The sequence below is a fragment of the Streptomyces rhizosphaerihabitans genome, assembly GCF_025399795.1.
Lineage (GTDB): Bacteria > Actinomycetota > Actinomycetes > Streptomycetales > Streptomycetaceae > Streptomyces > Streptomyces rhizosphaerihabitans.
On the sequence record NZ_JAODTZ010000030.1, the window covers coordinates 77,168 to 103,840 of the forward strand.

21 protein-coding genes are annotated in these 26,673 nt (G+C 70.3%); 18 read left to right on the forward strand and 3 right to left on the reverse strand.

What is annotated here, in order from left to right; genetic code table 11:
* Positions 1–129: 129 nt before the first annotated feature.
* Both N4G66_RS27150 and N4G66_RS27155 read right to left on the reverse strand, forming a co-directional pair.
* On the reverse strand, positions 130–1,167 hold the full coding sequence (locus N4G66_RS27150; RefSeq protein ID WP_261706836.1) for a helix-turn-helix transcriptional regulator: 1,038 nt from the start codon (positions 1,165–1,167) through the stop codon (positions 130–132).
* A gap of 284 nt (positions 1,168–1,451) precedes the next feature.
* Positions 1,452–2,597 carry a serine hydrolase domain-containing protein gene (locus N4G66_RS27155; protein ID WP_261706837.1) on the reverse strand — a complete coding sequence of 382 codons (1,146 nt, stop codon included), beginning with the start codon at positions 2,595–2,597 and terminating at the stop codon, positions 1,452–1,454.
* Between the two features lie 265 nt (positions 2,598–2,862).
* Between N4G66_RS27155 and N4G66_RS27160 the strand changes: the two genes are divergently transcribed.
* Entirely contained in the window at positions 2,863–3,624 is a 762-nt protein-coding gene (locus tag N4G66_RS27160; protein ID WP_261706838.1) for an arginase family protein, read from the forward strand.
* Here the strand turns inward: N4G66_RS27160 and N4G66_RS27165 are convergent.
* Entirely contained in the window at positions 3,614–4,387 is a 774-nt protein-coding gene (locus N4G66_RS27165; RefSeq protein ID WP_261706839.1) for a metallophosphoesterase, read from the reverse strand. The two genes, N4G66_RS27160 and N4G66_RS27165, sit on opposite strands and share 11 nt — an antisense overlap.
* A 143-nt stretch (positions 4,388–4,530) precedes the next feature.
* On the opposite strand from N4G66_RS27165, the gene ddaH reads away from it, so the two are divergent.
* From ddaH to N4G66_RS27250, 17 genes are all read left to right on the forward strand, one after another.
* Positions 4,531–5,388 (forward strand): dimethylargininase, encoded by an 858-nt coding sequence (ddaH, locus tag N4G66_RS27170; protein ID WP_391858887.1) that lies wholly within the window; start codon positions 4,531–4,533, stop codon positions 5,386–5,388.
* A 111-nt stretch (positions 5,389–5,499) separates the two neighbouring features.
* A complete protein-coding gene (locus N4G66_RS27175; RefSeq protein ID WP_261706840.1) occupies positions 5,500–6,612 on the forward strand; it encodes a pyridoxal phosphate-dependent aminotransferase in 1,113 nt (370 codons plus the stop codon).
* Positions 6,613–6,650: 38 nt separating this feature from the next.
* A complete protein-coding gene (locus tag N4G66_RS27180) occupies positions 6,651–7,619 on the forward strand; it encodes a class I SAM-dependent methyltransferase (protein ID WP_261706841.1) in 969 nt (322 codons plus the stop codon).
* 79 nt (positions 7,620–7,698) lie between these two features.
* The gene (locus N4G66_RS27185; RefSeq protein ID WP_261706842.1) at positions 7,699–9,237 is read left to right on the forward strand and encodes a tryptophan halogenase family protein; all 1,539 of its coding nucleotides are present in this window, start codon (positions 7,699–7,701) and stop codon (positions 9,235–9,237) included.
* Positions 9,238–9,272: 35 nt separating this feature from the next.
* Entirely contained in the window at positions 9,273–9,803 is a 531-nt protein-coding gene (locus tag N4G66_RS27190; protein WP_261706843.1) for a flavin reductase family protein, read from the forward strand.
* Between the two features lie 63 nt (positions 9,804–9,866).
* Positions 9,867–11,267 carry a cation:proton antiporter domain-containing protein gene (locus N4G66_RS27195; protein WP_261706844.1) on the forward strand — a complete coding sequence of 467 codons (1,401 nt, stop codon included), beginning with the start codon at positions 9,867–9,869 and terminating at the stop codon, positions 11,265–11,267.
* Between the two features lie 67 nt (positions 11,268–11,334).
* Positions 11,335–12,231: a hypothetical protein gene (locus N4G66_RS27200; protein ID WP_261706845.1), complete on the forward strand. Its 897-nt coding sequence runs from the start codon at positions 11,335–11,337 to the stop codon at positions 12,229–12,231.
* Entirely contained in the window at positions 12,228–13,640 is a 1,413-nt protein-coding gene (locus tag N4G66_RS27205; RefSeq protein WP_261706846.1) for an amino acid permease, read from the forward strand. The genes N4G66_RS27200 and N4G66_RS27205 overlap by 4 nt, the downstream gene beginning before the upstream one ends.
* 6 nt (positions 13,641–13,646) lie before the next feature.
* Positions 13,647–14,912, forward strand: a complete 1,266-nt coding sequence (locus tag N4G66_RS27210; protein WP_261706847.1) for an ATP-grasp domain-containing protein — start codon at positions 13,647–13,649, stop codon at positions 14,910–14,912.
* Positions 14,913–14,942: 30 nt separating this feature from the next.
* Positions 14,943–16,211 (forward strand): ATP-grasp domain-containing protein, encoded by a 1,269-nt coding sequence (locus N4G66_RS27215; protein ID WP_261706848.1) that lies wholly within the window; start codon positions 14,943–14,945, stop codon positions 16,209–16,211.
* Positions 16,208–17,470 (forward strand): ATP-grasp domain-containing protein, encoded by a 1,263-nt coding sequence (locus N4G66_RS27220; protein ID WP_261706849.1) that lies wholly within the window; start codon positions 16,208–16,210, stop codon positions 17,468–17,470. Before N4G66_RS27215 ends, N4G66_RS27220 begins: the two co-directional genes overlap by 4 nt.
* Positions 17,467–18,777, forward strand: a complete 1,311-nt coding sequence (locus N4G66_RS27225) for an MFS transporter (RefSeq protein ID WP_261706850.1) — start codon at positions 17,467–17,469, stop codon at positions 18,775–18,777. Before N4G66_RS27220 ends, N4G66_RS27225 begins: the two co-directional genes overlap by 4 nt.
* Positions 18,774–21,278 carry a dCTP deaminase domain-containing protein gene (locus tag N4G66_RS27230; protein WP_261706851.1) on the forward strand — a complete coding sequence of 835 codons (2,505 nt, stop codon included), beginning with the start codon at positions 18,774–18,776 and terminating at the stop codon, positions 21,276–21,278. The genes N4G66_RS27225 and N4G66_RS27230 overlap by 4 nt, the downstream gene beginning before the upstream one ends.
* On the forward strand, positions 21,275–22,513 hold the full coding sequence (locus tag N4G66_RS27235) for a hypothetical protein (protein ID WP_261706852.1): 1,239 nt from the start codon (positions 21,275–21,277) through the stop codon (positions 22,511–22,513). Before N4G66_RS27230 ends, N4G66_RS27235 begins: the two co-directional genes overlap by 4 nt.
* 1 nt (position 22,514) lies before the next feature.
* Entirely contained in the window at positions 22,515–23,297 is a 783-nt protein-coding gene (locus tag N4G66_RS27240) for an HAD-IIA family hydrolase (protein ID WP_261706853.1), read from the forward strand.
* Positions 23,294–26,083 carry an alkaline phosphatase family protein gene (locus tag N4G66_RS27245; RefSeq protein ID WP_261706854.1) on the forward strand — a complete coding sequence of 930 codons (2,790 nt, stop codon included), beginning with the start codon at positions 23,294–23,296 and terminating at the stop codon, positions 26,081–26,083. The genes N4G66_RS27240 and N4G66_RS27245 overlap by 4 nt, the downstream gene beginning before the upstream one ends.
* Positions 26,080–26,649, forward strand: a complete 570-nt coding sequence (locus tag N4G66_RS27250; RefSeq protein WP_261706855.1) for a DUF6031 family protein — start codon at positions 26,080–26,082, stop codon at positions 26,647–26,649. Before N4G66_RS27245 ends, N4G66_RS27250 begins: the two co-directional genes overlap by 4 nt.
* The last annotated feature ends 24 nt before the right edge of the window (positions 26,650–26,673 follow it).

Consider the following 26,673-nt stretch of genomic DNA (forward strand, 5'->3'; position numbering starts at 1 on the left):
GGCGGAACCGGTGGGCACCGACAAGCCGGTGCCGACAGTTCGCGCGACGTCGGCCGAGCGGCACGGCTCGACGCAGAGCGAGCCTCGGCGGAGGCGACTACGCTGGCGCGTCCGCCGGAACTGCGCGGACTACTCTTGGACGGCCAGCAGATAGCCGGCCTGAAAACGGCTCGCGGCGCCAAGTCCGGTCATGATCTCGGAGACATGGCGTCGGCAGGTACGCACGGACATGCCCAGTCGACGTGCGACGGCCGCATCCGTCATACCGGCTGTGAGCAGCCTGATGATGGCTTCCTTCAGATCGTCCGTGGTCTCCGGCTGGGTGTCGGAATCGACCGAGAAGGGCTCGGCCGCCAGCCACAGCCGTTCGTACGCCTCGACCATGAAGGCCACGACGTGAGGGTCCCTGATGAAGGCGGCGGAGTCCGGATCGTCGGAGACCGCGAACATCGCACACTCCCGGTCGAAGATCAGGAACCGCATGAACTGGTCGTCGAGTGTGCGCACCTGCGCACCGAGGCGGGTCACCTCTTGGACGTAGGAGTGGGTGCCCCGGCTCGAACGCGCCGTGTGCTGATAGAGGATGCGCATCTTCACCCCCCTCTGGAGAGTTTCGTAGTCGCGCGGCGCGGCCTCGATGAGCACGCTCTCCTTTCGCCCACCGCCGGGCTGCGCGGTCAGGATCTCCTTTCTGCACTTCGCCGAGAGCTCGGCGATGGCTACACGAACGTCGGCGAGGTTGTCGATGAGTTCGACCTGCCGACGGTTGCCACCCGCGGTCAGATGGGCATCGAACGCCGGAAGGAAGGACATCAGTCGCCGCCGGGTCTCCTCCGCCTGCACCCGTCGGGTACGGATCTCCAACTCCAGCGGACCGAGCACCCGGCTGACCGCCTCGTCGGGTGCCACCGCGACGAGCCCCCACCCCGGCCGATCCCGCAGGAGGCCCATCTCGACCAGCCCGGCCAGTGCGAGGCTGGTGTCCCCGACCGGAAGATTGAGCTGTAGGGCCACCTCCTCGACGTTAATTTCTTCGCTGACGTCCCGACTGAGCACAAATTCATACAGCCTCCGCATGCATTCGTCTTCGAATGAACTCGACCCCAGGTATGCCTTCGATTCCATCTCATCCCCTTCTGCCTGCGTCGCGGATTTGATGCAGGGCACCTCTCGCTCGAGGTGAGCGTAGGGGGTGGCAGATGTTCGCGTAAAAGTGGGTCTGTACGATAACTGGCGTAACTCCCAAGCTGGAAGCGACAGTTGATGACCGACGTGTTGCGTGACGTCGCGGCAGGGGAGTCGCCATGGATACGCTGGACGGCGGCCCGGTTGCCGAACTGACGGCCCGAAGCCGGGCCGGCGGCGTGCACCCGGCCGTCTTCGACTGCGTGAACGTGAGGGTCAGGGCCCGTCGGCGTGCTGCCCCTGTTCCAGTGCAGCAGCGGCTTTGGTCAGAGGCTTTTGAGCACCTCCTCGATCAGCTGCGCGTTCTCCCTGTCCGCCGCGCCCGGGACTGCGAATCGCCTGCGGACGTACGCGTACGCGATTCCGCTGTCCGGGCTCGCGAAGGCGAGGGAGCCGGCGGCGCCCGAGTGGCCGAAGGAGTCGGGCGGGATGAGCGGGTAACGGTGGCCGAGGAGTTGGAAGCCGAGGCCGAAGCGGCTGTCGGCCCCGGTGACGACATCGATGCCCTCGGAGTGGGGGCGGGTGAAGGCCGCTGTTGTGCCAGGTGTGAGCAGTGGCGGTCGGCCGTGCAGTCCGCTGATGGCCGCGGCGTACGCCCCGGCCGCACCCCGCGCGGAGGCGACCCCGCCCGCCGATCCCTGGCCCAGCGCCCTTGTGCGCCGGAAATTGGCGAAGACGGCCAGGTCGGGCATGTGCCGGGTACTGAAGGCTATGGCGGCCAGGCTCCCCGGCTCGGGTGCGCCGGTCCCCAGCTCGGCGGCTTGTTCGGGCGTCGGGTCCATGGGCTGTACGGGCAGGTATCGGGGCTCCAGCGACTCGGGCAGCCCTAGGTGGAAGCCGAGCCCGTGCGGGGTACGCACCCGGTGCTCCCACCAGTCTTGCAGGCTGCGGCCGGTGGCCCGGCGGACGACTTCTCCGGTGAGGGCAGCGATGACGAGCCCGTGGTAACCGAAGGCCGTGCCGGGCGTCCAATACGGAGCCTGGGCGCCGAGCCGCTCGGCGAGTGCGCGGTCGTCCGCCAGTTCCTCGACGGTGAACCCCTCGTCGGTGCCGATCACGCCGGCCTGGTGCGCCAGCACCTGCCGCAGGGTGACCGCTTCCTTTCCGGCCCGTCCGAACTCCGGCCAGTACGCGGTCACCTCACGATCGAGGTCGAGTACGCCGTCCTGCACGAGCAGGGCGACGACGAGGTGCGCCGCGCCCTTGCTCACCGAGTACACCCCGGTGAGCGAGTTGCCGTCCACGCCAGGACCGGCCCACAGGTCCACCACCTGACGACCGTGCCGGAACACCGCCAACTGCAGTCCCGGCGGCTGCCGTTGCTCCTTCACCACTTGGGTGAAGACCTCACGTACCCTGCCGAATCCGGTATCCGTCCGGCCGTGCACCGTGTACGCGTCGGCGCCCGCCATCCTGGTTCCTCCCTTCGTGGCCACGCGGCCGCCGCGTGGTCGTTCTGTCCGCTGGGCACACTCCTCTGCCCAAGGATCAGGGTCGGAGGACGGTACGTACATGGCTGGTCTGCCGGCGCTCGCGGTAAACGTGGAACGAGAGGGTCTGCGGGAGGCCGTGAGCCGAGGCGCCGCCGCCATTGGCCGCGGCTTAGCAGGTGACTCGTTTGGAGAGCAGCAATTGACACGGCAGGTCCGGGAGGGGCCACGCAGTAGCATCCGCGTCATGGGGATCATTCTTGTGCCGTACCACCAGGACGAGCGGCTGCCCGACGCCGACTTTCCGCTGCCCGCGGGGCTCCGACGCACCGTCGTGGAGAAGGAGTTGGGCGGCGGGCACGTCTGGGAGCGGCTCGCGGAGTTGTACGAGCCGGTGGCTGGGATCGTTGCCGCCGAGGTCGGCGGCGGCGCGGTGCCGACGGTGGTCTCCGGCGACTGCCTTGTCTCGCTGGCGATGGTGGCCGGGCTTCAGCGGGCCGGTACCGAGCCGTCGCTCGTCTGGTTCGACGCGCACGGGGACGTGCACACGATGGAGAGTTCCACCTCGGGCTATCCCGGAGGCATGGCGCTTCGTATGGCCGTCGGCGGCAATCCCGGACTTCTCGCGGATCGGCTCGGGTTGTGCGCCGTGCCGGAACGGCGGGCGGTTCTCGTGGACGCCCGGGATCTGGACCCTGCGGAGGCCGAGTATCTGGCCTCGGCGGAGATCCGCCGGTGCGGTGTCGACGAAGTCGCGTCCGACGTTCTGCCGGACGGGCCGCTGTTCGTGCACATCGACGTCGATGTCATCGACGCGGGGGAGCTGCCCGGCCTGAAGTTCCCCGTGGGGGGTGGACCCGGCTACGCGGCCGTGCTCAGCGCGGTGCGCAGGATCCGGGCAACGGGACGGGTCGTGGCAGTGGCGGTCTCCTGTCCGTGGCACTCGGGTGAGGAGACAGCGAACGGGATCCGGGCGCGACTCCTGGCCGATCTGCTGGTCACGGAATGACGCGGAAGTGCGTGGTCAGCCTGTTGTCGTCGTCCAGTACGTGGAAGGCGACGGCGGGCGGCAGGTCGTAGTCGAGGGGCTCGTCGCCCTCCCAGGGCAGCGTGCAGGTCGACACGGTGCCCGGCGAGACGACCAGTGGGCGGCCGGCGAACGTGGTGGCGGCCGCGGTGTGGGCGTGGCCGCACAGCACCGCGGCCACGCGCGGATGCCGCTCCAGCAGCGCAACCAGTGACCGTTCGTCCGTGAGGCGGATGCCGTCGACGTACGGCAGGTGCAGCGGCACCGGAGGATGGTGGAGGACGACGAACGCGGGGACGTCCCGCGGGTCGTCGGTGAGTTCGCGGTCCAGCCAGGCCAGGGTCTCGGCCGTGAGCGCGCCGTCGTCGCGGCCCGGGATGCTGGAATCGCACATCAGGAACGTCGCCCCGGGCAGCCGGTGCACCTGATTGACCGCGTCGCTCCGGTCCGCGCCGTCCTCGCCCAGCAGGTGCCGTCGGTACGCGGCGCGCACATCGTGGTTGCCAGGGCAGGTCAGCAGCGGAGGGCCCTCGTCGCGGTCCCCGGCGATCGCCAGGAACTCCTTGTACTCCTCGTCCGTGCCGTGGTCGGCGATGTCGCCTGTCATGAGCACCGCGTCGAGGCACCCGGGCAGCCGGTCGAGGAAGCGCATCACGCGCCGGGCACGCTCGCCGGCCCGCGCGCCGCCGTCCCCGGCGCGGTTCTGACCCAGATGGATGTCACTCAGCTGTGCGAAGACGAACATGCGCCGACCCTAGGCGGCGCCGGACGTCCTGCTCGCGACCCCGAGTGGGACAAAAGGTGCACATCTCCTGCTTCTCCCGATTCTCTGCGGAACAGCCGCAGAGATACGGCGGCATTTCTCGTACCTTCTGCGGCCGGTGGCTGATTCGCTGCCTAAAGCAGGCTCACAAGGCCCTCACCCCTCGGGAGAGACCATTGGGTAACTATTTGATGTGTCCGCCGACCTCATTCACCGTGGACTACTCGATCAACGTGTGGATGCGCCCCGAAATACCGGTCGACACCGCGCTGGCCATACGCCAGTGGGAGCGGCTTCGGGCGATTTACCAGGACCTGGGTCATGTCGTGGAGCTGCTGGACCCGCTGCCCGGACTTCCGGACATGGTCTTCACCGCCAACGCCGCGATCGTGCTGGGCGGAAAGGCGCTCGTGGCACGTTTCCGCAACGCGGAGCGCAGCGGCGAGGAACCCGCCTTTCTCAAGTGGTTCGAACAGCGGGGATTCGAGACCCGGCAGGCGGAATCGGTGAATGAGGGGGAAGGCGACTTCCTCGTCATGGACCAGTGGATTCTCTCGGGCAGCGGCTTCCGTTCCGACCTGGCCGCCGGGCACGAGGCCGCGGAGGCCTTCGACCGCCCGCTGATCGGCCTGACGCTGGTCGACCCCCGGTTCTACCACCTCGACACGGCCGTCGCCGTGCTCGACGGACACCAGATCGCCTACTACCCGCAAGCCTTCTCCCCGGAGAGCAGGGACACCCTGCGGGAGTTGTTCCCCGACGCCGTCGTCGCCGACGAGGACGACGCCGCGGCGTTCGGACTCAATGCCATGTCGGACGGCCGCACCGTCGTGATGGCCGAGGCCGCGGCCCGGCTCGGGGCGAAGATCCGCGAGCGCGGATTCGACGTCATCGGCACGGACGTGAAGGAATTCCTCAAGGGCGGTGGCGGAGTCAAATGCCTCACTTTGGAGCTGCGAGACGTACCACCGAATCCGACATAACGCCCGCCGTTCTGCGGGTAGTCCGCGGAATCCGACGGTCGGCCCTCATTCCGTCCGGGACGGACGGCTGCTTTGATCGATCCACGGATGGAAAGAACGGGGGATGTTCGCATGGCAATCGGAATGGCCGCCACGAGTGAAATACTCGGGTCACAGGGAGAACTCCCAGGCGGCAGCGAGCAACTGAGACTCCATTTCAACGAGAGCCCTTACGGTGCGCCCGCCGCGGCTCTCGACGCGGCCGCGGCGGAACTGCGGAACCGGCACTCCCACTATCCCGACCACGAATGCTCGGAGATCAGGAAGCGCATCGCCCGGTCCCTCGGTATCAGTACCGACATGGTGGCCGTCACCAATGGCGCCGATGAACTCATCCAGCTGATCTCACTCACCTTCCTCGCCTCCTCCCACGGCCGTCCCGGAACCGTCGCGGTCACCGACCAGACCTTTCCCGGATACGCGGCGGCCGCGTCCGTCGCCGGGGCGACGCTGCGCACCGTTCCCCTGACTGACCACCGGATCCCGCCCGCCGCCGTCGCCGCGGCGTTCCACGACGGCGCACGTCTTGCGTTCGTGTGCAACCCGCACAACCCGAGCGGTACGGTCCTGGACCGGTCGGGCGTCGACGAGATCATCGACGCCGCCGAGGAGACCGGGGCCGTCGCCGTCTTCGACGAGGCCTACATCGAATTCGCCGGCCCGGAGCACGACATCACGCTCGACGCCGTACGCCGGGGCAGGCGTGCCCTGGTGATGCGCACCTTCTCCAAGGCCTGGGGACTGGCCGCGCTGCGCATCGGGTATGTGGTCGGCCCGGCCGAGCTCGTCGAACAGATCCGCAGGACCCGGCAGTCCATGCCGTTCAGCGTCAACCGTCTCGCCCAGCACGCGGCCGCTGCCGCTCTGGACCACCCGGAGTTCGTCACCGGAGTGCGGGAACGGACCACAGCCGCCCGTGAGCGGCTGGCCAAGGGGCTCGAAGCGGTCGGCGTGGACCACGTCCCCTCCGAGGCCAACTTCGTACTGATCCGTACGGACGCCGACAGCACCGCCGTGGCGAACCGGCTCGCCGCCGGGCACAGCGTGCTCGTCAGGGATCTCGCCCCGCTGGGCAAGCCGGGATTCCTACGCGTGACCGTCGGCACCGAGGAGCAGGTCGACCAGTTCTGCGCGGCGCTGTCCGCCGTCCTTTCACACACCATTACCGACATCGAGAGCGAGTAGGGATGTCCACCTCCGCACCGGCCGCTGACCCTGCGGTCATGACACCGGCCATGCTGTTCAACGGGTATGTCGGAGCCCACGCTTTCTACGCCCTCCACGAGCTCGGCGTACTCCGGCGCTGGGAGGAAGGCACCACGAAGGTCGCCGAACTCGCTCCGCACGCGGACGAGGACCGGCTCGTCGCCCTGCTGGTCACAATGGCCCGCCTCGGCTTCGTCACGCTGGACGGCACCACCGCCGAGCTCACCCCGACCGGGCGCGAACTCGTCCAGCAGCAAGGCTTCTTCACCTGGTGCGTGGGCGGGCACGGGGATGTCTGGCGGCAACTGGCCGGACTCGCGGGCGAGGGCCTGCGGTTCGGGCAGGACGTCCGGCGCAACGACGGCCGTGTCGCACTGGGCTGCGCCGAGGCGGACCGTGCGCTGATGCGCCCCACCCAGGACGAGGTGCTGGGCTCGATCGACTTCACCACTGCCGTCGACATCGGCTGCGGCGATGGCTCACGGCTGCTGGAGCTGTGCTCCGAGAACCCGGAGCGGCACGGCATCGGCATCGACATCAGCGCCGACGCCTGCGCCATGGCGGCGGAGCAGAGTCGGAAGCGAGGGCTGGCCGACCGGGTCGACTTCGTCCAGGCCAATGTCATCGAGCTGCTGAAATCGGACCGCACGTTCCCCGGTGCCGACCTCGTCGTCAGCATCTTCATGCTCCATGACCTGTTCGCGTCGACCGACGACCATCCCGAGCTGGTCCGCTCGCTCCGCCGGGTCTTCCCCGACGCGCGCTATTTCCTGCTGGCCGACACCGCCGCGCAGGACGAGGCCGAGCGCCGGGAACAGCCGCCCATCTTCTCCCTCGGCTTCGAACTGGCCCATTCCTTCATGGGCGTCCGGCTCCAGGCCCGCAGCACGTACGAGGAAGCCTTCGAGGCCGGCGGTCTGAAGATCGCCCGCCGTGAACCGTTCGGAGCCCCGTCCACGTGGCTCTACCTCCTCGAAGCGGTATGACCACGCCGCGTCGCCGGCGGGTCTTTGCGGCCGGTGGGCGGCAGCCACAGACAGAGCACGCGAAAGACAGGGGAAATCGGTGATTGATTCCGTAGTGATCGTCGGCGGTGGCACCGCGGGCTGGATGACGGCGTCCTATCTGAAGGCCGCCTTCGGCGACCGCCTGGGGGTGACCCTGGTCGAGTCCGAGCAGGTGTCCCGCATCGGTGTCGGCGAGGCCACGTTCAGCACGGTCCGGCACTTCTTCGACTACCTGGGCCTCGACGAGAGCGAATGGCTGCCGCAGTGCGCCGGCGGCTACAAGCTGGGCATCCGTTTCGAGAACTGGCGGGCCCCCGGCCACCACTTCTACCACCCCTTCGAGCGGCTCCGGTCCGTCGACGGGTTCTCCCTCGCGGACTGGTGGCTGCGGATCGGCGACCACAGTCGGCCGTTCGACCGGCAGTGCTTCATCACTTCGGCGCTGTGCGAGGCCAAGAGCTCGCCCCGGCTGATGGACGGCTCCATGTTCTCCACGGAGCTGGACGGTTCGCTGGGCCGCTCGACGCTGGAGGAGCAGCGCGCCCAGTTCCCGTACGCGTACCACTTCGACGCCGATCTGGTGGCGAAGTTCCTCGCCAAGTACAGCACCGACCGCGGTGTGCGGCACGTGACCGACGATGTGGTGGAGGTCGGCCAGGACGAGCGCGGCTGGCTCAGCCATGTCACGACCAAGGAGCACGGCCGGATCGAGGGCGATCTGTTCGTCGACTGCACGGGGTTCCGAGGACTGCTGATCAACAAGACCCTGGACGAGACCTTCGAGTCGTTCCAGGACGTTCTGCCGAACAACCGCGCCGTGGCGCTGCGGGTACCCCGTGAAGAAGCCACGGAGATGAACCCGTACACCACGGCGACGGCGATGGAGGCGGGCTGGATCTGGACGATCCCGCTCTTCCGGCGCAACGGCAACGGCTACGTCTACTCGGACGAGTACATCACGCCGGACGAGGCCGAGCAGACACTGCGGAACTTCGCCGCCCCCGGCCGGGACGACCTGGAGGCGAACCACATCCGGATGCGGATCGGCCGCAACCAGCGGTCGTGGGTGAAGAACTGCGTCGCGATCGGCCTGTCGAGTGCCTTCGTCGAGCCGCTGGAGTCCACCGGCATCTTCTTCATCCAGCACGGCATCGAGCAGCTGGTGAAGCACTTCCCGGACAAGCGCTGGGACCCGCGGCTGGCGGCCGACTACAACGACCGGGTCGCGCATGTCGTCGACGGCGTCAAGGAGTTCCTGGTGCTGCACTACGCGGCGGCCGCGCGGGACGACACGCCGTACTGGAAGGAGGCCAAGGTCCGTGCGATGCCCGAGGGGCTCAAGGAGCGGCTGGCGTCCGCCCGTTCGCACCTGCTGGACGAGGAGTCCATCTATCCGCGCTACCACGGCTTCGAGTCGTACTCGTGGAACGCGATGCTCATGGGTCTGGGATCCGAGCCCGAGAGGCCGCGGCCCGCGCTCGCCCACATCGACCCGGTCGGCGCCGAGCGCGAGTTCGCCCGGCTGAAGACGGAGGCCGACCAGATGGTCGCGGCGTTGCCCAGCTGCTACGACTACCTGGCCTCGCTCCACGCCTGACATTGCCGCACCGCACCGAGAGGTGAGTGAGCAAGGTGAGCACACACACTGTGAAAGGCTCCGCGGACGCCGGGGAGCACGACCGGTTCCGGGGCCTGATGAGATCCTTCCCGACCGGTGTCGCCGTGGTGACCGCGGTGAACCGGCACGACCGGCCGCACGGCATGACCTGTACGTCACTGAGCAGCGTCACCCTCGACCCGCCCAGCCTGCTGGTCTGTCTGAACACGGCGAGCGGCACGCTGGCAGCCATGCGCGACAGCGGTGCCTTCACCGTCAATCTGCTGCACGCCCGCGGCCGGGACGCGGCGGAGATCTTCTCCTCGCCGGTCGAGGAGCGGTTCGCGCGGGTCGGCTGGCGGCCGGCGCCGCGGCTCGGACAGCCCTGGCTCGAACAGGACGCCTTCGCGTTCGCCGAGTGCCGGCTGTCGGCCACCACCGTCGTCGGCGACCACACCGTCGTCTTCGGCGAGGTCGTCCACGTGGAGCAGAAGACGGACACACCGCTGCTGTACGGGCAGCAGCGCTTCTCCCAGTGGCCCATGGACCAGCAGGCGGCGCACTGACCGAGGCGGGATTACCCGGCCCCGCACGGCACATCGGAACCGGATCGGAAGGAGAAGACCGGGATGACCAAGAACCGCGCCTCCCTCGCGGATACGAACCACCCCGTCGGCGTGCGCGTGCGCATGGTCCTGGGACTGCTCGTCCTCGTCACCGCGTGCGCCGTGTGGGGGCCGGGGCTGTTGCAGGGAGCGGAGGGCAGCGGTGTCAGCAGCAAGCCCGCTCGCTTCCTGCTCGCGGCCGCCGCCGTCCTCGGCGCGAGCCATCTGCTGGGTGCCCTGATGCGGCGCTGGCGCCAGCCGGCGGTGATCGGCGAGATTCTGGGCGGGCTGCTGATGGGCCCGTCCGTCCTGGGGCTGGTGTGGCCGGATGCCACGGCCTGGCTGTTCCCGGCGGAGGTGCTGGCTCCGCTCGGACTCGCCGCCCAGCTGGGGCTCGTCCTGTTCATGTTCCTGCTCGGCAGCGAGCTTCGCACCGACCAGGTGACGAGACCGGGCTCCACCGGAGTGGTCGTGCTGGGTGCGATGGGTGTTCCCTTCGTGGCCGGTGCCGGAATCGCGCTCTTCGCGGCGGAGAAGCTCACCGGCGGGGCCGGGCACTCCACCGCGAGTGTGCTCTTCTTCGGCCTCGCCCTTTCCATCACCGCATTGCCCGTGCTCGCCCGCATCCTGGTCGACCTGGAACTCGCGAAGAGCCGAGTGGGAGTGTCCGCCCTGGCGGCGGCCGCTACGGGTGACGGAGCGGCGTGGACGGTACTCGCGCTGATCCTGGCGAACACCGGGCTGAGCGGGTTCACCAGCGCTTGGACGACCCCGTGCCTCGCGGTGGCGCTGGTGCTGGTCACCGTGTTCTGTGTGAAGCCGGCGCTCGCCGCGCTGGAGCGGCGGGTCCGCGACAACGGCCCTGTGCTGCTGGCGGTCCTGGTGGTCGGCGCGCTGTCCTACGCCGCCGTCACCGAGCTCATCGGGCTGCACGCCGCCGTCGGCGCGTTCCTGTTCGGGGCGGCCGCGCCGAGGGGGTCCAAGGCCGTGGAGCGCACCGGCCTGCGCCTGCGCGGCTTCGTGGTGACCGTCATGCTGCCGCTGTTCTTCGCCCAGATCGGGCTGAGCACCTCGGTGGCCCTACTCGGCTCCGACCTGGGCAGCTGGCTGTTGCTGGCCGTCGTCCTCGTCGCGGCGGTCGGCAGCAAGGTCGTGGGTGCGGGGGCGGCCGCCCGGCTCACCGGCATGAGCGGTCCGGAGGCACTGCGCTTCGGGTTCCTCATGAACTGCCGGGGTGTCACCGAACTCGTCGTGGCCAGCATTGGACTTCAGTACGGGCTGGTGAGCGAGGTCGGGTTCACGATCCTCGTGCTCGTCGCGATCGTCACCACCGCGGTGACCGGCCCCTTGCTGCGCGTACTGGCCGCCCGGGAGGCCGCCCGCGCATCCTCCGCGGCACGCGAGCCCGAGTGCCTGACGCTCTGACATCCCCGCCTGGCCCCTCTCGCCCGCACACCCGTCCATCCGCCCGACTTCCAGAAGGAGAGCCCAGTTGACAGCCATCACCACCACCCCCGCGACGACCGGCCGCCCTGCCGCCGAGGCCGGGTCCGGTCCCGTCCTCGGTGGCTGGAGCGGGGACGCGGACTACTTCCGGTTCCAGGAGCACCAGGGCTACCAGCCGCAGGCCGTGATGGACGTGCTGCACGGCAGGGTTCTCGGAGCCGTGTTCCGGGGCATGGTCCCGGCCGGTGTCTGCACCGAACTGGCCGAGCGTTTCTGGCAGAACGACGAGGCTCGCAGCCGCGACGGCGAGGCCCCCGTCCGGTACATCGGCGCGTACCACTACCACAAGACCACCGAGACCTACCTCGATGAGTGTGCGGAGATCGAGACCGCTCTCGACGACGTCCTGGCCGTCAAAGGCGACCCGCTCGCCGCGTTCTACGACGGCCTCGCCGGTGCTCTGGCAGCCGAGGAGGGTACCGTCCGGCGGGCTGCTCACCAGGGCCGCCAGGCCTGCCGGGGCGTGCTGCGCTCCTGGTTCGGCCGCGGGGAGTACGCGCTGCTGCCGCACGAGGACCGCGGCCAGTGCCGTGAGCCGCAGCAGGCGGACTTCGAGATCCAGGGCGCCCTCGACCACCAGATCTGCGCCCTCAACATCTGCCTGGAGAACGGGGCCGGAGGCCGCCTCGGCGTGTGGAACATCCAGCCCGACGAGGACAGCAAGCGCCGGCTGGGCACCGAGTACACAGGCTCGCCATACCCCATCGAGACGCTGGACGGCGTCCAAAGCACCTGGCTGACCATCAACCCGGGCGACGTCTACATCTTCAACGGCTCGCATGTTCACGCCGTGGAGCCGAGTGCCGCGCCCGGGGTCCACCGCACCACGCTGTCCGGGCTGTTCGCGTTCATCGACGACACGACGGTGGTCTCCTGGACATGAGCGTTCACTCACCTGTCGACGGCCGCCCGGCGGCCGTCCCAGCCGAAACCCCCGAGACCGGTGGACTGCGCCGGTCCCTGTCCGGTCGCCAGATCGGCATGATCTCCATCGGCGGCACCATCGGCACCGGCCTCTTCCTCGGCTCGGGGCTGGCCATCTCGCTGGCCGGCCCGGCGGTCCTGGTGGCGTACGCGGCCGGAGCCATCGTCGCGGTCCTCCTCGCCTACGCCCTTGCCGAAATGACGGTGGAGCACCCGGAGGCCGGTGGATTCGGCGCTGTCACCCGCCGCTACCTGGGTCCCCTCGCGGGCTTCGTCCAGCGGTGGATCTACTGGACGACGCAGGTGATCATCAGCGGCAGTGAGGTAGTCGCGGTGGGCCTGTACGTCCGCTACTGGTGGCCCCAGCTCCCGCTGTGGACGGCGGTGACCGCGTTCGGTCTGCTCATCCTCGCCGTGAATCTCGCCTCGGTACGGCTGTTCGGCGAGGTGGAGTACTGGTCGGCGATGATCAAGGTGACGACCATCGTGGTCTTCATCGTCTGCGGCCTCGCCTACGTGTTCCTCGGCCTTCCGGGGCACCCGGCGACCGGCGTGTCCGCTTGGACCGCCGACGGCGGCTTCGCGCCGCATGGAGTCACCGGTGTCGTGCTCGCCCTGGCCGTCGTCACCCTGAGCTACGGCGGGGTGGAGGCCTTCGCACTGAGCGCCGCCGAGTCCCGCGATCCGGCCAGAGACCTGCCGCGCGCCGCCCGTGGAACCGTGGCCCGGCTGGTGCTGTTCTACCTGCTGTCCACGGCCGTCCTGGTGTCCATCGTGCCGTGGCGGGAGACAGCGGGCGCCGACGGCATCAAGCAGAGCCCGTTCGTACGGCTCTTCGATGTGGCCGGTGTGCCGGCCGCCGCCGGGCTGATGAACTTCGTCGTCCTCACCGCCGCGCTGTCCGCTGCCAACTCCCAGCTCTACATCGCCTCCCGCACCATGTTCTCGCTCTCCCGTGACAAGTGCGCTCCGGCCGCTCTGGGCCGGGTCGGGAGGCAGGGCAGCCCCGTCAATGCCGTGCTGGCCTCCACCGCCGGGCTCGCCCTCGCGGGCGTGGTCTCGGCGGTCTCGCCCGACGACGCGTTCCCGCTGCTGCTCGGGATCGGCCTCTTCGGCGGCATGGCCACCTGGCTGATCATCTTCGCCAGCCATCTCGCGTTCCGGCGCAGGAGGGCCTCAGCCGGGCTGGGACGGGCAACCGTCAGCCTTCCGGGCGCGCCGTTCACCACTGTCGCGGCGATGCTCTTCGTCGTCGGGGTCCTGGTGGCCTCCGCCTTCACCGGTCCCTTCGCCATCGCCTGGAAGGTCGGTCTGCCCTTCCTCGTCCTCCTGGCCGTCCTCCACCCGCTCGTACGAAGGAAGAAGTGACCGACCATGGCCCAGAGCAGAGTCGTCGTCATCGTCGACGCCTACTCCACCCAGCGTTATCTCGCCCCCCTGTTCAAGGAACGCGGTTACACCTGCGTCCACGTCCAGAGCACCCCGGTGATCCCGCCGCTGGTCCGGCACACCTTCATCGAGGAGAACTTCACCGCCAACATCGTGCACGCGGGTGATGTCGACGCCACCCTCCGGGCACTCGCCGAGATCCGGCCGGAAGTACTGATCCCCGGCATGGAGAGCGGTGTCGAACTGGCCGACACACTCGCCGAGTCGCTCGGGCTGCGCTCCAACGGCACCGCTCTCAGCCCGGCCCGGCGCGACAAGTACCGCATGGTCGAGGCAGTGCGGGCGGCCGGTGTGCCGGCCGCCGAGCAGGTCCGCGCCGCCCGGTGGGACGAGATCGTCGAGTGGTACGCCGCGATCGGCGGCGGCCGGGTCGTCCTCAAGCCGCTCAAGAGCTCGGGCAACGACGGCGTGGCCTTCTGCGACACCGAGGAGGAGCTGGCGGCTGCCTTCCGCGCGGTCGTCGGCCGGCGCAGCGCCCTGGACCTGCTCAACGACGCGGTCGTCGTTCAGGAGTACCTGGAGGGCGTCGAGTACTACGTCAACTCGGTGAGTCTGGACGGCGTCCACTACGCCTGCGACATCTGGAAGACCCAGCACCTCAACGTCAACGGTGTCCGCGACCTTCTCGGCGGTTCCCAGCTGCTGCCCAGCACCGGCCCGGAGCAGTCGGTGCTGACGGAGTACGCCTTCTCGGTCCTGGACGCCCTCGGCATCCGCAACGGACCAGCGCACACCGAGCTGAAACTCACCCCGAAGGGCCCGCGCCTGGTTGAGACGGGCGCCCGCATATGCGGCGCTGACCTGCCCGTGCTCACCGGCAAGGCGATCGGCGCGAGCCAGTTGGAATGGACCGTCGACGCCTACCTGGATCCCGACGGGTTCAAGGAGCGGGCCACCCGGCCGTACGAGATCCAGCGGCACGCCGTCTGCGTCAACATGATCGCCCCCGCTTCCGGGACCCTGCGGTCGCTGCCGCGGATGGACGAACTCCGCGGTCTGGAGAGCTACCACGACGTGCTGATGCGCGTGCGGCCGGGCGCCCCGGTCGCCCGCACCGTCAACGACTTCAGCTACCCGATGCTTGTCCACCTGCTGCACGAGGTGGAGGGCTACGTCCTACGTGACTACACGACCGCACGCTACCTGGACGGTGCCGGCTTCTACGAACTCGAACACGCAACCGCTCACTGACGGCACGACGGAAAGATCTGGAGGATCCCCATGGCCACGCATACTCCCGGCGACAACACAGAGCGGCCTCTGCTACTGCTGGTCGGTCCCGGGATGCAGTTGTTCCGCGAGTACCTCTTCAAGTCCATCAGCACCCGCTATCGCGTGCATCTGCTCAACACGGCCCAGCCCAGCTGGGAGGCGCCGTATCTGAGCGGGCACACCGTGGTCGCGGACATGGGCGCGGAGACGCTCACGGCGGCCGCGCAGAAGGTCGCCGCCGAGGAACCGCTGGCCGGTGTGCTGTCCTGGGACGAGGCACGGATCCTGTCGGCCGCGCACGTTGCCGCCGCCCTCGGGCTGCCGGGCGGTGACGTGGAGGCCGTCGAACGCTGTCGCGACAAGTTCCTCACCCGCGAGGCGCTCGCCGTCGCGGGAGTCCCACAGCCCATGTTCCACCTGGTGACCGATGTGCAGGAGGCACTGGCCGCCGCGGACCGCATCGGCTACCCCGTGGTCCTCAAACCGCGCAGCGCGGCGGCGAGTTATGGCGTCGTGCTGGTCGCCGACGCCGCGGAGCTGGCCGCGCGGTTCCCGTTCTCCCGGGAGGCGACGGTCCCCGACGCGCCGCGCCATGAGAGCGCCGTCCTCGTAGAGGAGTATCTCGACGCCCCGGAGATCAGCGTCGACGCCGTCGTGCACCGCGGCGAGGCCACGCCCATGTACGTGGCCCGCAAGCAGACCGGGTTCCCGCCCTACTTCGAGGAGACCGGTCACCTCCTGGATGCCGCCGACCCGCTCCTCGGCGACCCGGCCCTCCTGACCGCCCTGCGGGACACGCACCGGGCCCTCGGCTACCAGGACGGCTGGACGCACACCGAGTTCAAGCTCACCGCCGACGGGCCCAAGGTCATCGAGGTCAACGGCCGGCTCGGCGGCGACCTCATCCCGCATCTGGGTGCCCTCGCCGCCGGGAGCGACCCTGGCCTGGCCGCTGCGTCCGCCGCCTGCGGCCGTCCGCCGCACACCGCGCGCACGCGGTCTCTCGTCGCCGGCATCCGGTTCTTCTACCCGGAGGCCGACGAGACCGTGATCGACTCGGTGTCCTTCGACGAGGACGCCCTCGCACCGCTCGTCAGCTCTGCCGTTGTCGTCGCCCGGCCCGGCAGTGTCGTTTCGCCGCCGCCGAAGGGCATCACCTCTGGGCGCATAGCCTTCGCCACTGCCCTGGCCGACAGTGCGGACAAGTGCCGGGCCGCGCTGGACAGCGCCGAGTCAGCGCTGCGGGTCCGGCTCGTCCCGGCGGGAGGCTCCGCATGACCGAGGCCACCCATGTCGTCGTCGGGTTCGGCAACCTCGTCGCCGAACTCGACCGGCACCTCACCGGCGCCCGGCTGCTGGTGCTGGAGGAGCCGGAGATCATCGAGGCCCGCGGGGTGGCCGAGAGGGTCGCCGCGCTGCCGTCCGCCGTGGGGCTGGTGCCCGCGCCGACCCAGAGCGAGGAGGACGAGGACCTCACGGCGCTCGTCAAGGGCGTCCCCCGCCCGGACGGGGTCCGAGCCGTCATTCCCGTGAACGAGTACGCGGTCGTGGCTGCCGCCGCGCTCGCCGAGGCATGGGGCCTGCCCGGGGCCGACGTGACCGCGGCCCGCGCCTTCCGCGACAAGGCACGGCTGCGCGCGGCCGTCGCGGACACCGGCATCGGGCAGCCCGACTGGCGGCTGGTGACCGGACCGGCTGAGGTGGAGGAGTTCCGGGCCCGGCACGGCGGCGCCTGCGTGATCAAACCGGCCAACCGCCAGGCCAGTCTCGGCGTCAGCCTGCTCTCCCCCGGCGACCCGGTCGAGGCCGCCTGGCGCAGCGCGGTCGACGTGGACGAGACCCTCACCCGCACCGGACGGGTGCCCACGGGCCGGTACCTCGCCGAACAGCGGCTGTACGGGCCCGAGGTCAGCGTGGAGGCACTCGTCCACGACGGCCGGATCGTCTTCGAGAACATCACCGCCAAGACCGTCCAGTCGGGCGCCAACCCCGTCGAACTCGGCCAGGGCGTGCCCGCCGCGTTGCCCGGCCCGGTCACCGAGGCCCTCGCCGCCGGTGTCCGCGGCCTCGTCCGGGGCACCGGCTTCCGCAGCGGAGTGCTGCACGCGGAGTGGATCCTCGTCGACGGCCGCGATCCGCACCTTGTCGAGTGCGCCGCCCGCCTGCCCGGCGACAACATCCCGCACCTCATCGGCCTCGCCTACGGCGCCAGCCTGTTCAGCGCCTACGCCGCCGTACTGGAAGGGCACATTCCCGACCTGCCCGGCCGGCCCGTGCGCGGGGCCGCCATCCGTTTTCTCACCGCGCCTCCCGGCATCGTGCGCGAAGTGGCGGGCCGTGACGAGACGATGCGACTGCCCGGCGCCCACGAGGTGGAGATCGACGTGGCGCCGGGCGACCGCATCGACGCGGTGACCAGTTCCTGGCAGCGGTCCGGGCAGGTGACGGCGACGGCCGGCGACGGCCCGGCCGCGGTGGCGCGTGCCGAGGAGCTGGCGGCCCGCATCCGCATCACGACCGAACGGTCACCCTCATGAGCAGGCTCAGGCGGGTGACCTCGCTGCTCCCGGACTCGCCCGGAGGACGGCTCTTCGTCGGGCTGACGTTCGTCGACTCCCTTGGTACGGGGCTGTACCTCGCCGGTGCCGTCGTCTACTTCGTCCACGGGATCGGGCTCACCAACGGCCAGATCGGAACCGCCCTCAGCCTCGCCGGAATCGTCGGGTTCGTCACCGCCGTGCCCATGGGCATCGCGGCGGACCGGTTCGGTGCGAAGCGCTTGCTCGTGCTCGTGCAGTTCTGGCGGGCCGGCTGGTTCACCGCGCTGGCCCTGTGCACAGGGCCGTACTCCTTCGGGCTTGTGGCCTGCGGCCTGGCCGTGGCGGAGAGCGCCACTCCGGCGCTGTCACAGGCCGTGATCGCCGACGCCGTCGGCGACGCTCAGCGCAACCGGACGATGGCGCTCGTCCGGTCCGTGCGGAACATCGGTTTCTCGGTGGGCGCCCTGCTCGCCGCCCCGCTGGTCAGCACCGATCGGAGCTGGACGGCACTGGTCGTCGTGCTCGGCAACGCTCTGTCGTTCGCCGTGGTCGGTGCCCTGCTGACCCGGCTGCGCACGCCCCGGACCACCCGCGCGCACAGCACCGGCCTGCTCGCGCAGATCAAGGGTTTTCGCAGCCCCCGCTACCTGGTTCTAGCCGCCCTCACCAGTGTGCTGTCCCTGCACATGACACTGCTGCCAGTCGTCATCCCGCTGTGGATCATCCAGGGCACCGACGCGTCCGCCTGGACCATCTCCGCCCTGCTGGTGGTCAACACCGGCATGGCCGTCTTCCTGCAGATCCCGCTTTCCAAGCGGGCCGAGGACGTTCCCGGCAGCACGGTTCTGCTGCGCTGGTCGGGCCCCGCTCTCGCCGCCTGCTGCGCCGCCATGATCGCGGCCTCTCTCGCCTCCGGCTGGGCAGCCGTCGGACTTCTCGCCGTCGGCATGGTCTGCATGACCCTGGCCGAGATCTGGCAGTCCGCGGCCGGCTGGACGCTCTCGTACGCTTTCGCCCCCGCACGCCACCGGGTCCAGTACCTGGCCGTGTTCAGCCTCAGCGGACTGGTCGCCCAGGAGATCGCCGGACCGGGTGTACTGGGCGGCCTCATGATCGACGCCGGCCGAATCGGCTGGGCCGTCCTCGCCGCCGTGTTCCTCCTGTCCGTGCCGCTCGTGGGCCCCGTCGTCGGCGCACTCGCCCGGCAAGGACCGGACCCCGGCGAACCGCCGGGCACGGAGGAGCCGGCCGGGGCCCAGGGCAACCGTGATCGCATCCCCTCTCACACACAGGAGTCTCCGTGATTCTGACGGGCAACGAGATCGAGCGTGAGTGGGCCAATGGGCGCATCACCATTGAGCCGTTCACACCGGAACAGGTCAATCCGAACAGCTACAACTTCCGCCTCGGCCGCACCCTGCGGGTGTACCGGGACATGCCGCTCGACGCGAAGCGCACCAACGAGTTCGAAGAGATCGAGCTGCCTGACGAGGGCTACGTCCTGGAACCGGGTCGGCTCTATCTCGCCCACACCATCGAGGTGCTGGGCAGCAAGCTGTACGCGCCGACCTTCGCGGCACGCTCCTCGGTGGCCCGGCTCGGTATCTTCATCAACCTCTCGGCGAGCCTCGGCGACATCGGCTTCACCGGCCAGTGGACGCTGCAGCTCTACACCCTGAACCGGGTCCGGGTGTACCCGGGCATCAACATCGGCCAGATGATGTGGTGGCGCCCGCAGGGCGAGATCCTGCTGTACGACGGCAAGTACCAGGGATCCGTCGGGCCTCGGTCCAGCGACATCCACATCGACATCGACAAGCAGTTCGCGCGTCAGCGGTTCCCCGGCCTTGGTGCCAGTGTCGATGTGTCCGAAGTGGGGCCGAAATTCGCCCAGTTGGCCGCACACAGCCGCGACCACCGGGTGCCGACGGGGTTCTGCGTCCCTGCGGGAGAGTTCGCCGACGCGCTGACGGAAGAGCAGAGCGCGGGCCTGGCGGAGGCCTTCGCCGACCTGCGGGCCACCGTCGGGGCCTTCTACACCGACTCCGTCGAGCACATCGCCAAGATCGGCGCGCAGGTCCGGCTGCCCGAACAGGCCAGGACCCTGCTCATCGCCCGGCTGCGGGATGTCTTCAAGGACGCGGACGGCACCGAACTGGCCGTGCGCTCCTCGGGAATCGAGGAGGACACCGAGGCGTCCAGCCTGGCCGGGGTCCACCACACCGTCCTCGGGGTGACCGGGGCCGACGAGGTCGTCGCCGCCGTCGAACGCTGCTGGGCGTCGTACTACGAGCCGGCCGCGGTCGCGGCCCGGGTCCGCACCGGCAACTACGACCCGGTGCCGCGGCTCGCGGTGATCGTGCAGGCCCTGGTGCGGCCCGCGGTCGCGGGCGTGGCCTTCACCGGCCTGGACGGGGACGCCGACGAACGGGTCACCGTGGAGTACGTGGAGGGCCTGGCCGACGGACTGGTCGCCGGCGTCGCCGTGCCGGAGCGGGTCACCTCCGCCCGGCCGGTGCCGGCCGACCACCCTCACCACGCGGTCCTCGACGAGGTGATACGGCTCGCCCGGGCGCTGAAGCAGCGGCACGGGCACGACGTAGACGTCGAGTGGGCCGCTGACGACGAGGGTGTCCACCTCGTCCAGATCCGCCCGCTGACGGCATCGCGTCAGTCCGCGCACGCCGACCCCGAGCCCCGGGTCGAGGCGCACAGCCTCTACTTCGACGAGCTGCCCGCCGGTTTCCACCTCGGTGAGGTCGCCGCCGTCTACGGCTCGTACGTCGCCAAGCGCGGTCCCGCGTACCGGCTGGCCCAGGAGAGAGACATCACGGTCGGCGCCGGCTGGGTCCTTCAGTACAACGGGCGTGGTCTGCACGACGAGGAGGCCACGGCCCGCCTGGCCGCCACGCTCGCCGGTGGCGGGTCCGAGGAGTGCGTCCTGGACTTCGGTGACACACTGCGGCAGATCGTGGTGCCCAAGGAGGAGGTCGTCGCCTGCCTGGTGCAGGCCACCGGTGCCGCCCCGGACGCCACGGCGCTGCACGCGATCGTGGTCCGCGACTTCCACCGCGGGCGGCTCGGGGTGATCTCCCGCCTGGCCGGCGAGGGTCTGGTCGTCGAGTTCACCGCCGACGGGCTTATGGCCCTCAACCGCGGTACCGCCGGTGGCGAGACAGTCCTGGTGCGCCACCTCGGCCAGGACCTGACGGAGCCGGGCAACGTGTCCGCACCGCCCGGCGGGGAGGCACTCCTGCCGCACCTCGCCGGCATCGCCCGATTCACGACGGCGATGCACGAGGCACACGGCCCGCTCACGCTGGAGTGGGTCCTCGCAGGCGAGGAGCTGTACTTCGTCGACTACTCGCTGCTCGGTTCGCACGACGCGGTCACCGTGTCCGGCGAGGGCGTGCTCATCTCGCCCGGCACCGCCCGCGGCCCCCTGCTGCGCCTGGACGACGAGGACGAGCTGCTGACCCGGCTGTCGATCGGACCCGCCGTCAGCATCGACAAGGCCCAGGACGTCGGGGAGCACGAGGGCATGGCCCGGATCCTCGACCGCGTCGCGGCCTGCGACGGCAAGCCGGTCGTGTACGCCACCCGCCCGTATGCCGTGCTCTCCATCCTCATCGGTCAGGTCGCGGGCTTCGTCTTCGAACAGGGCTCGACCCTCGGCCACCTGGCGATCCTGCTCCGCGAGGCCGGTGTGCCCGCCGTGGCAGCAGGCGGCGCGGTCGACGGAACAGAGGCAGTCATCAGCGACGGCACGGTCACCACGGCCGGCCGGAAGGAGGATCAGCCGTGACCGGCACCCGGCTTACGGACCCGAAGGCTTGGCTGGTACTGGGCGGCCTGCATCTGCTGAACGGCACCGCGCCGTTGCGGGACTCCGACCCGGTGGTACTGGTGCCGCTGGCCCAGCCGGTGGAGACGGCCATGCCCAGCAACACGATCGTAGTCGCCTGGAACGACCTGGAGGGCGTCGAACTCCGCGCGCGCACGGTCGACGGGTCCCGGCGGCACAGCGTGCTCGCGGACGGCGCGATGCTCTTCCCGGACATGCTGCCCGGCACCGCGCTGAGGGCCGCGGTCACCGCGGTGACGGATCTGCCGCCCGGCGAGCAGGGCCCGTTGGTGCCGCTGTTCTACGTCAGCGGCGACTCCGCCGGCCTGCACGTCCACAGCCAGGTGCGGTTTCTCGCCGAGGACGCCTGCTTCATCCGCATCACCCCCGAACCGGTCGCCGTCGGCGACGATCCCGAGGACCTGACGTGGCTCGCCGGAGCGGTCAACACGCACGCGGAGCAGTTCCTCTTCCTCAACAACCATCAGCGGTACTACCGCAAGTGCTTCGGCGGCAACGAGCTGGAGTACAAGTACACGCTGACTGGTCCGGTCGACTCCTGGGGTCTCACGCTGGAGCTGTACCGCCGGGTCCGCGGCGGCGAACTGCCCGGCCATGTCATGGAGTACCGGGACGAGTTCCAGGCGTGGGACTACCTCAACCACCTCTTCGAAGTGACCGGGCCCGAAGCCGAGCGCGGCTATGTGTCGTTCATCCCGACGACGGACGGCAAGCACCTCGTCAAGCGCAAGTGGTACGCGGAAGACACCTTCAACCGCCGCGAGACGCACACCTACGGGGTACGGGTCGAGGACGACGGCGGGTTCGAGCGGTACATCCAGGAGGAGCTGAAGGTCCAGGCCGTGCGGATGCCGTCATTCCGGCGGGTGCGCTACGACATCAACTTCGAGTCGGTGCGCACCGGTCACGTCTACGGCATCTTCTTCGACCACTGCAGCCTGGTCGACGACCGGGACGTCGTACTCAACCAGTGCGAGCTGGAGTACCTGCGCAGCCGCACCGCCGTCGAACCCGACGAGGCCGCGGCGCTGGCCGAGATGGACGAGATCGCCTCCTGGCTGGAGGGCTTCCTGCGGGAGCACGGACTGGACAGCACCCGGGGCTTCTACTCGAAGCGGACCTTCCTGAAGGACGTAGTGGCGGCTCGTCCCTCCCTGTCGGGCGTGGTGGGCTGACATGGCGGTCACCTCTCCCCGGTCCGTGCTGCTCGACCTCGATGGGACCCTGCACGCCAAGGGCGCACGCATCCCCGGCTCGGCGGAGGCCGTGGCCGAGCTGCGGGAACTGGGCTTCGCCCTGCGGTTCCTCACCAACACCGACTCCCGGCCGGCCGAGGACATCCTCGCCGCGCTCGCGGACCGCGGCCTGGACGTACGCGAGGAGGAGCTGTTCACGCCGGTGCTCGCAGCGCGGGCGTATCTCACCGGCACCCCGGACGCCCGGGTGTACCCGCTGGTGTCGCGTGCGCTGCGGGCGGGGTTCGGCACGCCGGACGGAGGCCCGTACACACACGTCCTGGTCGGCGACTGCCGGGACACGCTGGACTACCCGGCGCTCGACGGCGCGTTTCGGGCGCTCCGCACGGGCGCGGAGCTCGTGGCGTTGCAGCGCGGCCGCTACTTCAAGAGCGCCGACGGCGACCACATCGACACCGGTGGGGTGGTGGCCGCCCTCGAGTACGCGGCGGGGGTCTCCGCACGGGTGCTCGGCAAGCCGTCGGCCGACTTCTTCGCCCTGGCGGCGGCGTCGCTGAGCACTGATCCGGACGGCTGCGTCGTGGTCGGCGACGATGCGACGACGGACATCGCGGGCGGGCGGGCCGCCGGACTGCGGACCGTGCAGGTCCGTACCGGGAAGTACGCCGATCAGCTCGCGGAGGGCAGCCACCGTGAGGCCGACCACGTAGTCGACTCCGTCGCCGATGTGCCCGCGCTGTTGAGGGAGTTGACGGCAGCATGACCGTGTACTGGGTGGTGTGGGACGCGGCGGCGCATTGGGTGGTGGACCGGCTGGACCGGGAGGGTGCGCTACCCGCCGTCGGTCGGCTCCGTCGCCTCGGGACGTTCGCCGCGGCCCGGCCGGCCCGGCCCAACTGCCAGACCCCGCCGTCACTGGCCACTCTGTTCACCGGCAGCTGGCCGAGGGAGCACGGCGTGACCGGATTCACCGTGCCCGGCGGGGGAAGTGACGATCCGTGGAGTCATGTCAGCGGCTTCTCACCGCAGTTCCCCGCGGTGCGGCCGGTGTGGGACGCGCTCGCCGATCGTGGTCTGCGCGGCGCGTTCGTCCACACACCCTGGGTGTTCGGCGCGTCCGACACCACCGCCCCGTACGTTGACGCGGCCGTCGAGGCGTACAGCCGCCGGGTGGTCCGCCACGATGTGTTCGCGGTGCGGCCCGGCGGCGGGCGCACCCGCCCGTGGCAGCTGGGACCGTACGTGCTCCAGGTCTCCGATCCCGAGCCGGGCGGTCCGGTGACAGTGCGCACCGCGGACGGCGCCGGCGTCACCCTCGTACCGGGCGGTGGCTGGCATCCCCTGCGCCTCGCCGCGGCAGAGGATGCCCCGGGCACCTGGCTGGCGTACGTGCGGGGCGCGGAGGGGCCGCTCGTGGTCCACACCGGTGTCTGGCGGCCGCGGTTCGCGGGCGGCGACGATGCGGTGGTGGACGCGCTGAGGTCCGCCTCCGCGTATCCGTTCGCCGGCGAGGGCGTGGGCCCGCTGTACCGGTCCGGGGCCTTCGGGCCGCGTCTCGCCGAGGGCGGCGACGGCAGCGCGGAGGACGTGTTCCTCTCGTCCGTGGAGTGCGTGGCACGCTCCTTCGGCGCGGCCGTCGACGCGGTGCTCGCCGCGCACACGGCCGATCTGGTCGTCGTCTACCTGCCGATGACCGACGACGTAGGCCATGAACTGCTCGGCTGGTGCGACCCCCAGAGCGCGGCCCATCGGCCGGATATCGCCGACACCGCGTGGGAGAGGATCACCCGCTGCTACCGGTGGGCGGACGCCGTCCTGGACCGGGTCCTGGACCGGGCCGGGCCGGGCGACACCGTGCTGCTCGGCGCGGACCACGGGATGGTCGGCAGCACTCATCTGGTGCACCTCAACGAGCAGCTGATCCGGGCGGGCCTGGCGGCCCGCGGCCCGGACGGGGCGGTCGAGCCGGAGCGCTCGGCGGTCTACTACCACCCGGCGAACAACGGCTCCCTGTGGGCCGGCCCGGCAGCGTCCGCGGAACCCGGCGCGGAGCTGGAACGGGCCATGCGGGTACTGGAGGACATCACCGACCCCGGTACCGGCACCCGGGTCGTGGCCCGCTTCCTGGACGAGGACGGCGGTCCGCTCGCCCCCGAGGCCGCCGACGGCATCGGGCCCGTGTACGTGGCGCTGGCGGACGACTACCAGCCTACGGCGGCCTCCGGTGCCGACGGGCCGGTGGTCCGCCGGACCCCCAAGCCCGGTGCCCATGTCGTCAACACCGGCAGCAGTCGGCTGCATGCCGTCTTCGCGGCGGTGGCACCGGGCATCGCGCCGGGCTCCGGTCCCCCGGTCGTCGACAACACCCTGCCCTCCCGGCTTGTCGCACGACAGCTGGGCCTCCCCGTATCCGACCTCTCGACGAAGGACCCGGTCTTGGGCACTTGTGTGGCATCACCACTCACCGTTCCGCTGGCGGAACTCGTCTCGAAGCGCAGCGCGCACGTCTCCGGCTTCCTCGCCGACCGTGGCCTGTCGCCGCAGTGGCTCTCCGGCCTGATGAGGGAACGCGTCGGAGAGGGGCTGCTGCTCCTCACCAGCTCGCCCGTGCACGGCCTGGCCAACTCCACGAGCGACCTGGACTTCATCCGCATCCAGGAGAAGCCGATCACCGGCCCCCGGATCTCGACCAAGATCTTCGAGGGCGGGCACCACCTGGAGGTGGTCTCGTTCTCCCGCGCCGAGCTGCAAGCGAACCTGCACCATCTCGTCGAACTGGCCGCGCGCGAACCCGGCGGGACCATCACCGGCTTCCGCCGCTGGGACAAGGAGCGCGAGCCGCGCCGCAAGCAGACCGAGCGGATCGTCAACGGCATCACGCTGGACGGCGAAGCACCGTTCCTGGACTGGCTGCCCGCGCTCAGCACGGTCTGGTCCCGGGCGGCACTGCACTCGGCGCTGGAGCAGGTGGTGCACCTGTCCCTCGCGGAAGCCGCGGGCGAACGGCGTGGACGGGTGGGCTATGCCTTCAACACGCTGCTGCACCTCATGGACGCGCTGCTGTCCGACCACAGCGACGTCTACACGACCCGCAAGTGGTACCTGCTGCGCTGGGCCCGGCTGGTCCGCGAGGCCGGCTGGCGCGATGCCCGCACTCAGGCCGTCGCGTCCGAGGTGGAGCGGTTGCGCAAGCAGATCGGCAGCGTGCTGCTGGACGCCGCGGACGAACGCCCGATGGCGCCTGAATACCTCGCGCTCGCGGAGGAGACCGCGGGGGCGACGGACACCGCGGCGCGGATCACGATCCGCTGTGTCCCCGTGGACGGCGCACGCACCCACGCGTTCCTGCCCGGCGCCTCGATGCTGCTGGCTGCGGGCGGCGGCCTCGTGCTGCCGGGCCAGGGCGAGCAGGCTTTGCCGCTCGCGCATCCCGTCGCCCTCGCCGACCTGGCGGGCCTGGACGCCGGCGCCGCCGCACGGCTGCTGCGCTCCCTGCGGGCGGGCGCGTACCGGCTGGAGATCGACTACGTCGAAGAGGAGACCGCATGAGCCCCGCCGTCCGGGAATCCCTGCCCGAAGCCGCACGGGAGGTGACGGTCCTGCCGGGTGTGCGGGCCGGACATGTGCTGCCCGCCGCGCACGCCGTCGAGACCTGGGTCCAGGTGGCGTGGCTCATGCTCGCGGAGGGCCGCGCCTACGTCGAGGACCTGGAAGGAGGTGTGGAGCAGCCGCAGATGCAGCAGTCGGCCAAGCTGCGGCTGCTGGAACAGCTCGCCGACATCGACCAGCGGCTGGCCGGCCGGGTCCCGTCCGGTGACGCGCACTGTCTGGCCCTGGCCCTGGAGTACGGGCTGCACGAGCTCGTCGGCGCCTCCGGCCCGGAGCTGGTCGAGATCTTCGGTCTCGACGAGGAGTTCGGGGCCGACTCGTGCCGGGTGGACCAGATCTTCGTGCTGTGGGAGCGCCTGCTGGAGGAGTTCCCTGGCGAGCTGCCCGACCGGCTTGTCGCCCAGGGCCAGCGGGACATGCTGGTCACCCTGCGCGCCTGGGCCGGGCTGGCCCGAGGCGCCGGGTTGGACATCGGCTTTCTGACCCCGTTCATCAAGGACGCCTGATCCGGCGCGACAAGAAAGGCAGCT

What these genes read in the sequence shown, in the direction of transcription:
- N4G66_RS27180 (WP_261706841.1), top strand. Translation starts at nt 6,651, where the DNA reads ATGACACCGGCCATGCTGTTCAACGGGTATGTCGGAGCCCACGCTTTC.
- N4G66_RS27210 (WP_261706847.1), top strand. Translation starts at nt 13,647, where the DNA reads ATGGCCCAGAGCAGAGTCGTCGTCATCGTCGACGCCTACTCCACCCAG.
- N4G66_RS27220 (WP_261706849.1), top strand. Translation starts at nt 16,208, where the DNA reads ATGACCGAGGCCACCCATGTCGTCGTCGGGTTCGGCAACCTCGTCGCC.
- N4G66_RS27160 (WP_261706838.1), top strand. Translation starts at nt 2,863, where the DNA reads ATGGGGATCATTCTTGTGCCGTACCACCAGGACGAGCGGCTGCCCGAC.
- N4G66_RS27195 (WP_261706844.1), top strand. Translation starts at nt 9,867, where the DNA reads ATGACCAAGAACCGCGCCTCCCTCGCGGATACGAACCACCCCGTCGGC.
- N4G66_RS27165 (WP_261706839.1), bottom strand. Translation starts at nt 4,387, where the DNA reads ATGTTCGTCTTCGCACAGCTGAGTGACATCCATCTGGGTCAGAACCGC.
- N4G66_RS27205 (WP_261706846.1), top strand. Translation starts at nt 12,228, where the DNA reads ATGAGCGTTCACTCACCTGTCGACGGCCGCCCGGCGGCCGTCCCAGCC.
- N4G66_RS27175 (WP_261706840.1), top strand. Translation starts at nt 5,500, where the DNA reads ATGGCAATCGGAATGGCCGCCACGAGTGAAATACTCGGGTCACAGGGA.
- N4G66_RS27225 (WP_261706850.1), top strand. Translation starts at nt 17,467, where the DNA reads ATGAGCAGGCTCAGGCGGGTGACCTCGCTGCTCCCGGACTCGCCCGGA.
- N4G66_RS27245 (WP_261706854.1), top strand. Translation starts at nt 23,294, where the DNA reads ATGACCGTGTACTGGGTGGTGTGGGACGCGGCGGCGCATTGGGTGGTG.
- N4G66_RS27240 (WP_261706853.1), top strand. Translation starts at nt 22,515, where the DNA reads ATGGCGGTCACCTCTCCCCGGTCCGTGCTGCTCGACCTCGATGGGACC.
- N4G66_RS27215 (WP_261706848.1), top strand. Translation starts at nt 14,943, where the DNA reads ATGGCCACGCATACTCCCGGCGACAACACAGAGCGGCCTCTGCTACTG.
- N4G66_RS27155 (WP_261706837.1), bottom strand. Translation starts at nt 2,597, where the DNA reads ATGGCGGGCGCCGACGCGTACACGGTGCACGGCCGGACGGATACCGGA.
- N4G66_RS27250 (WP_261706855.1), top strand. Translation starts at nt 26,080, where the DNA reads ATGAGCCCCGCCGTCCGGGAATCCCTGCCCGAAGCCGCACGGGAGGTG.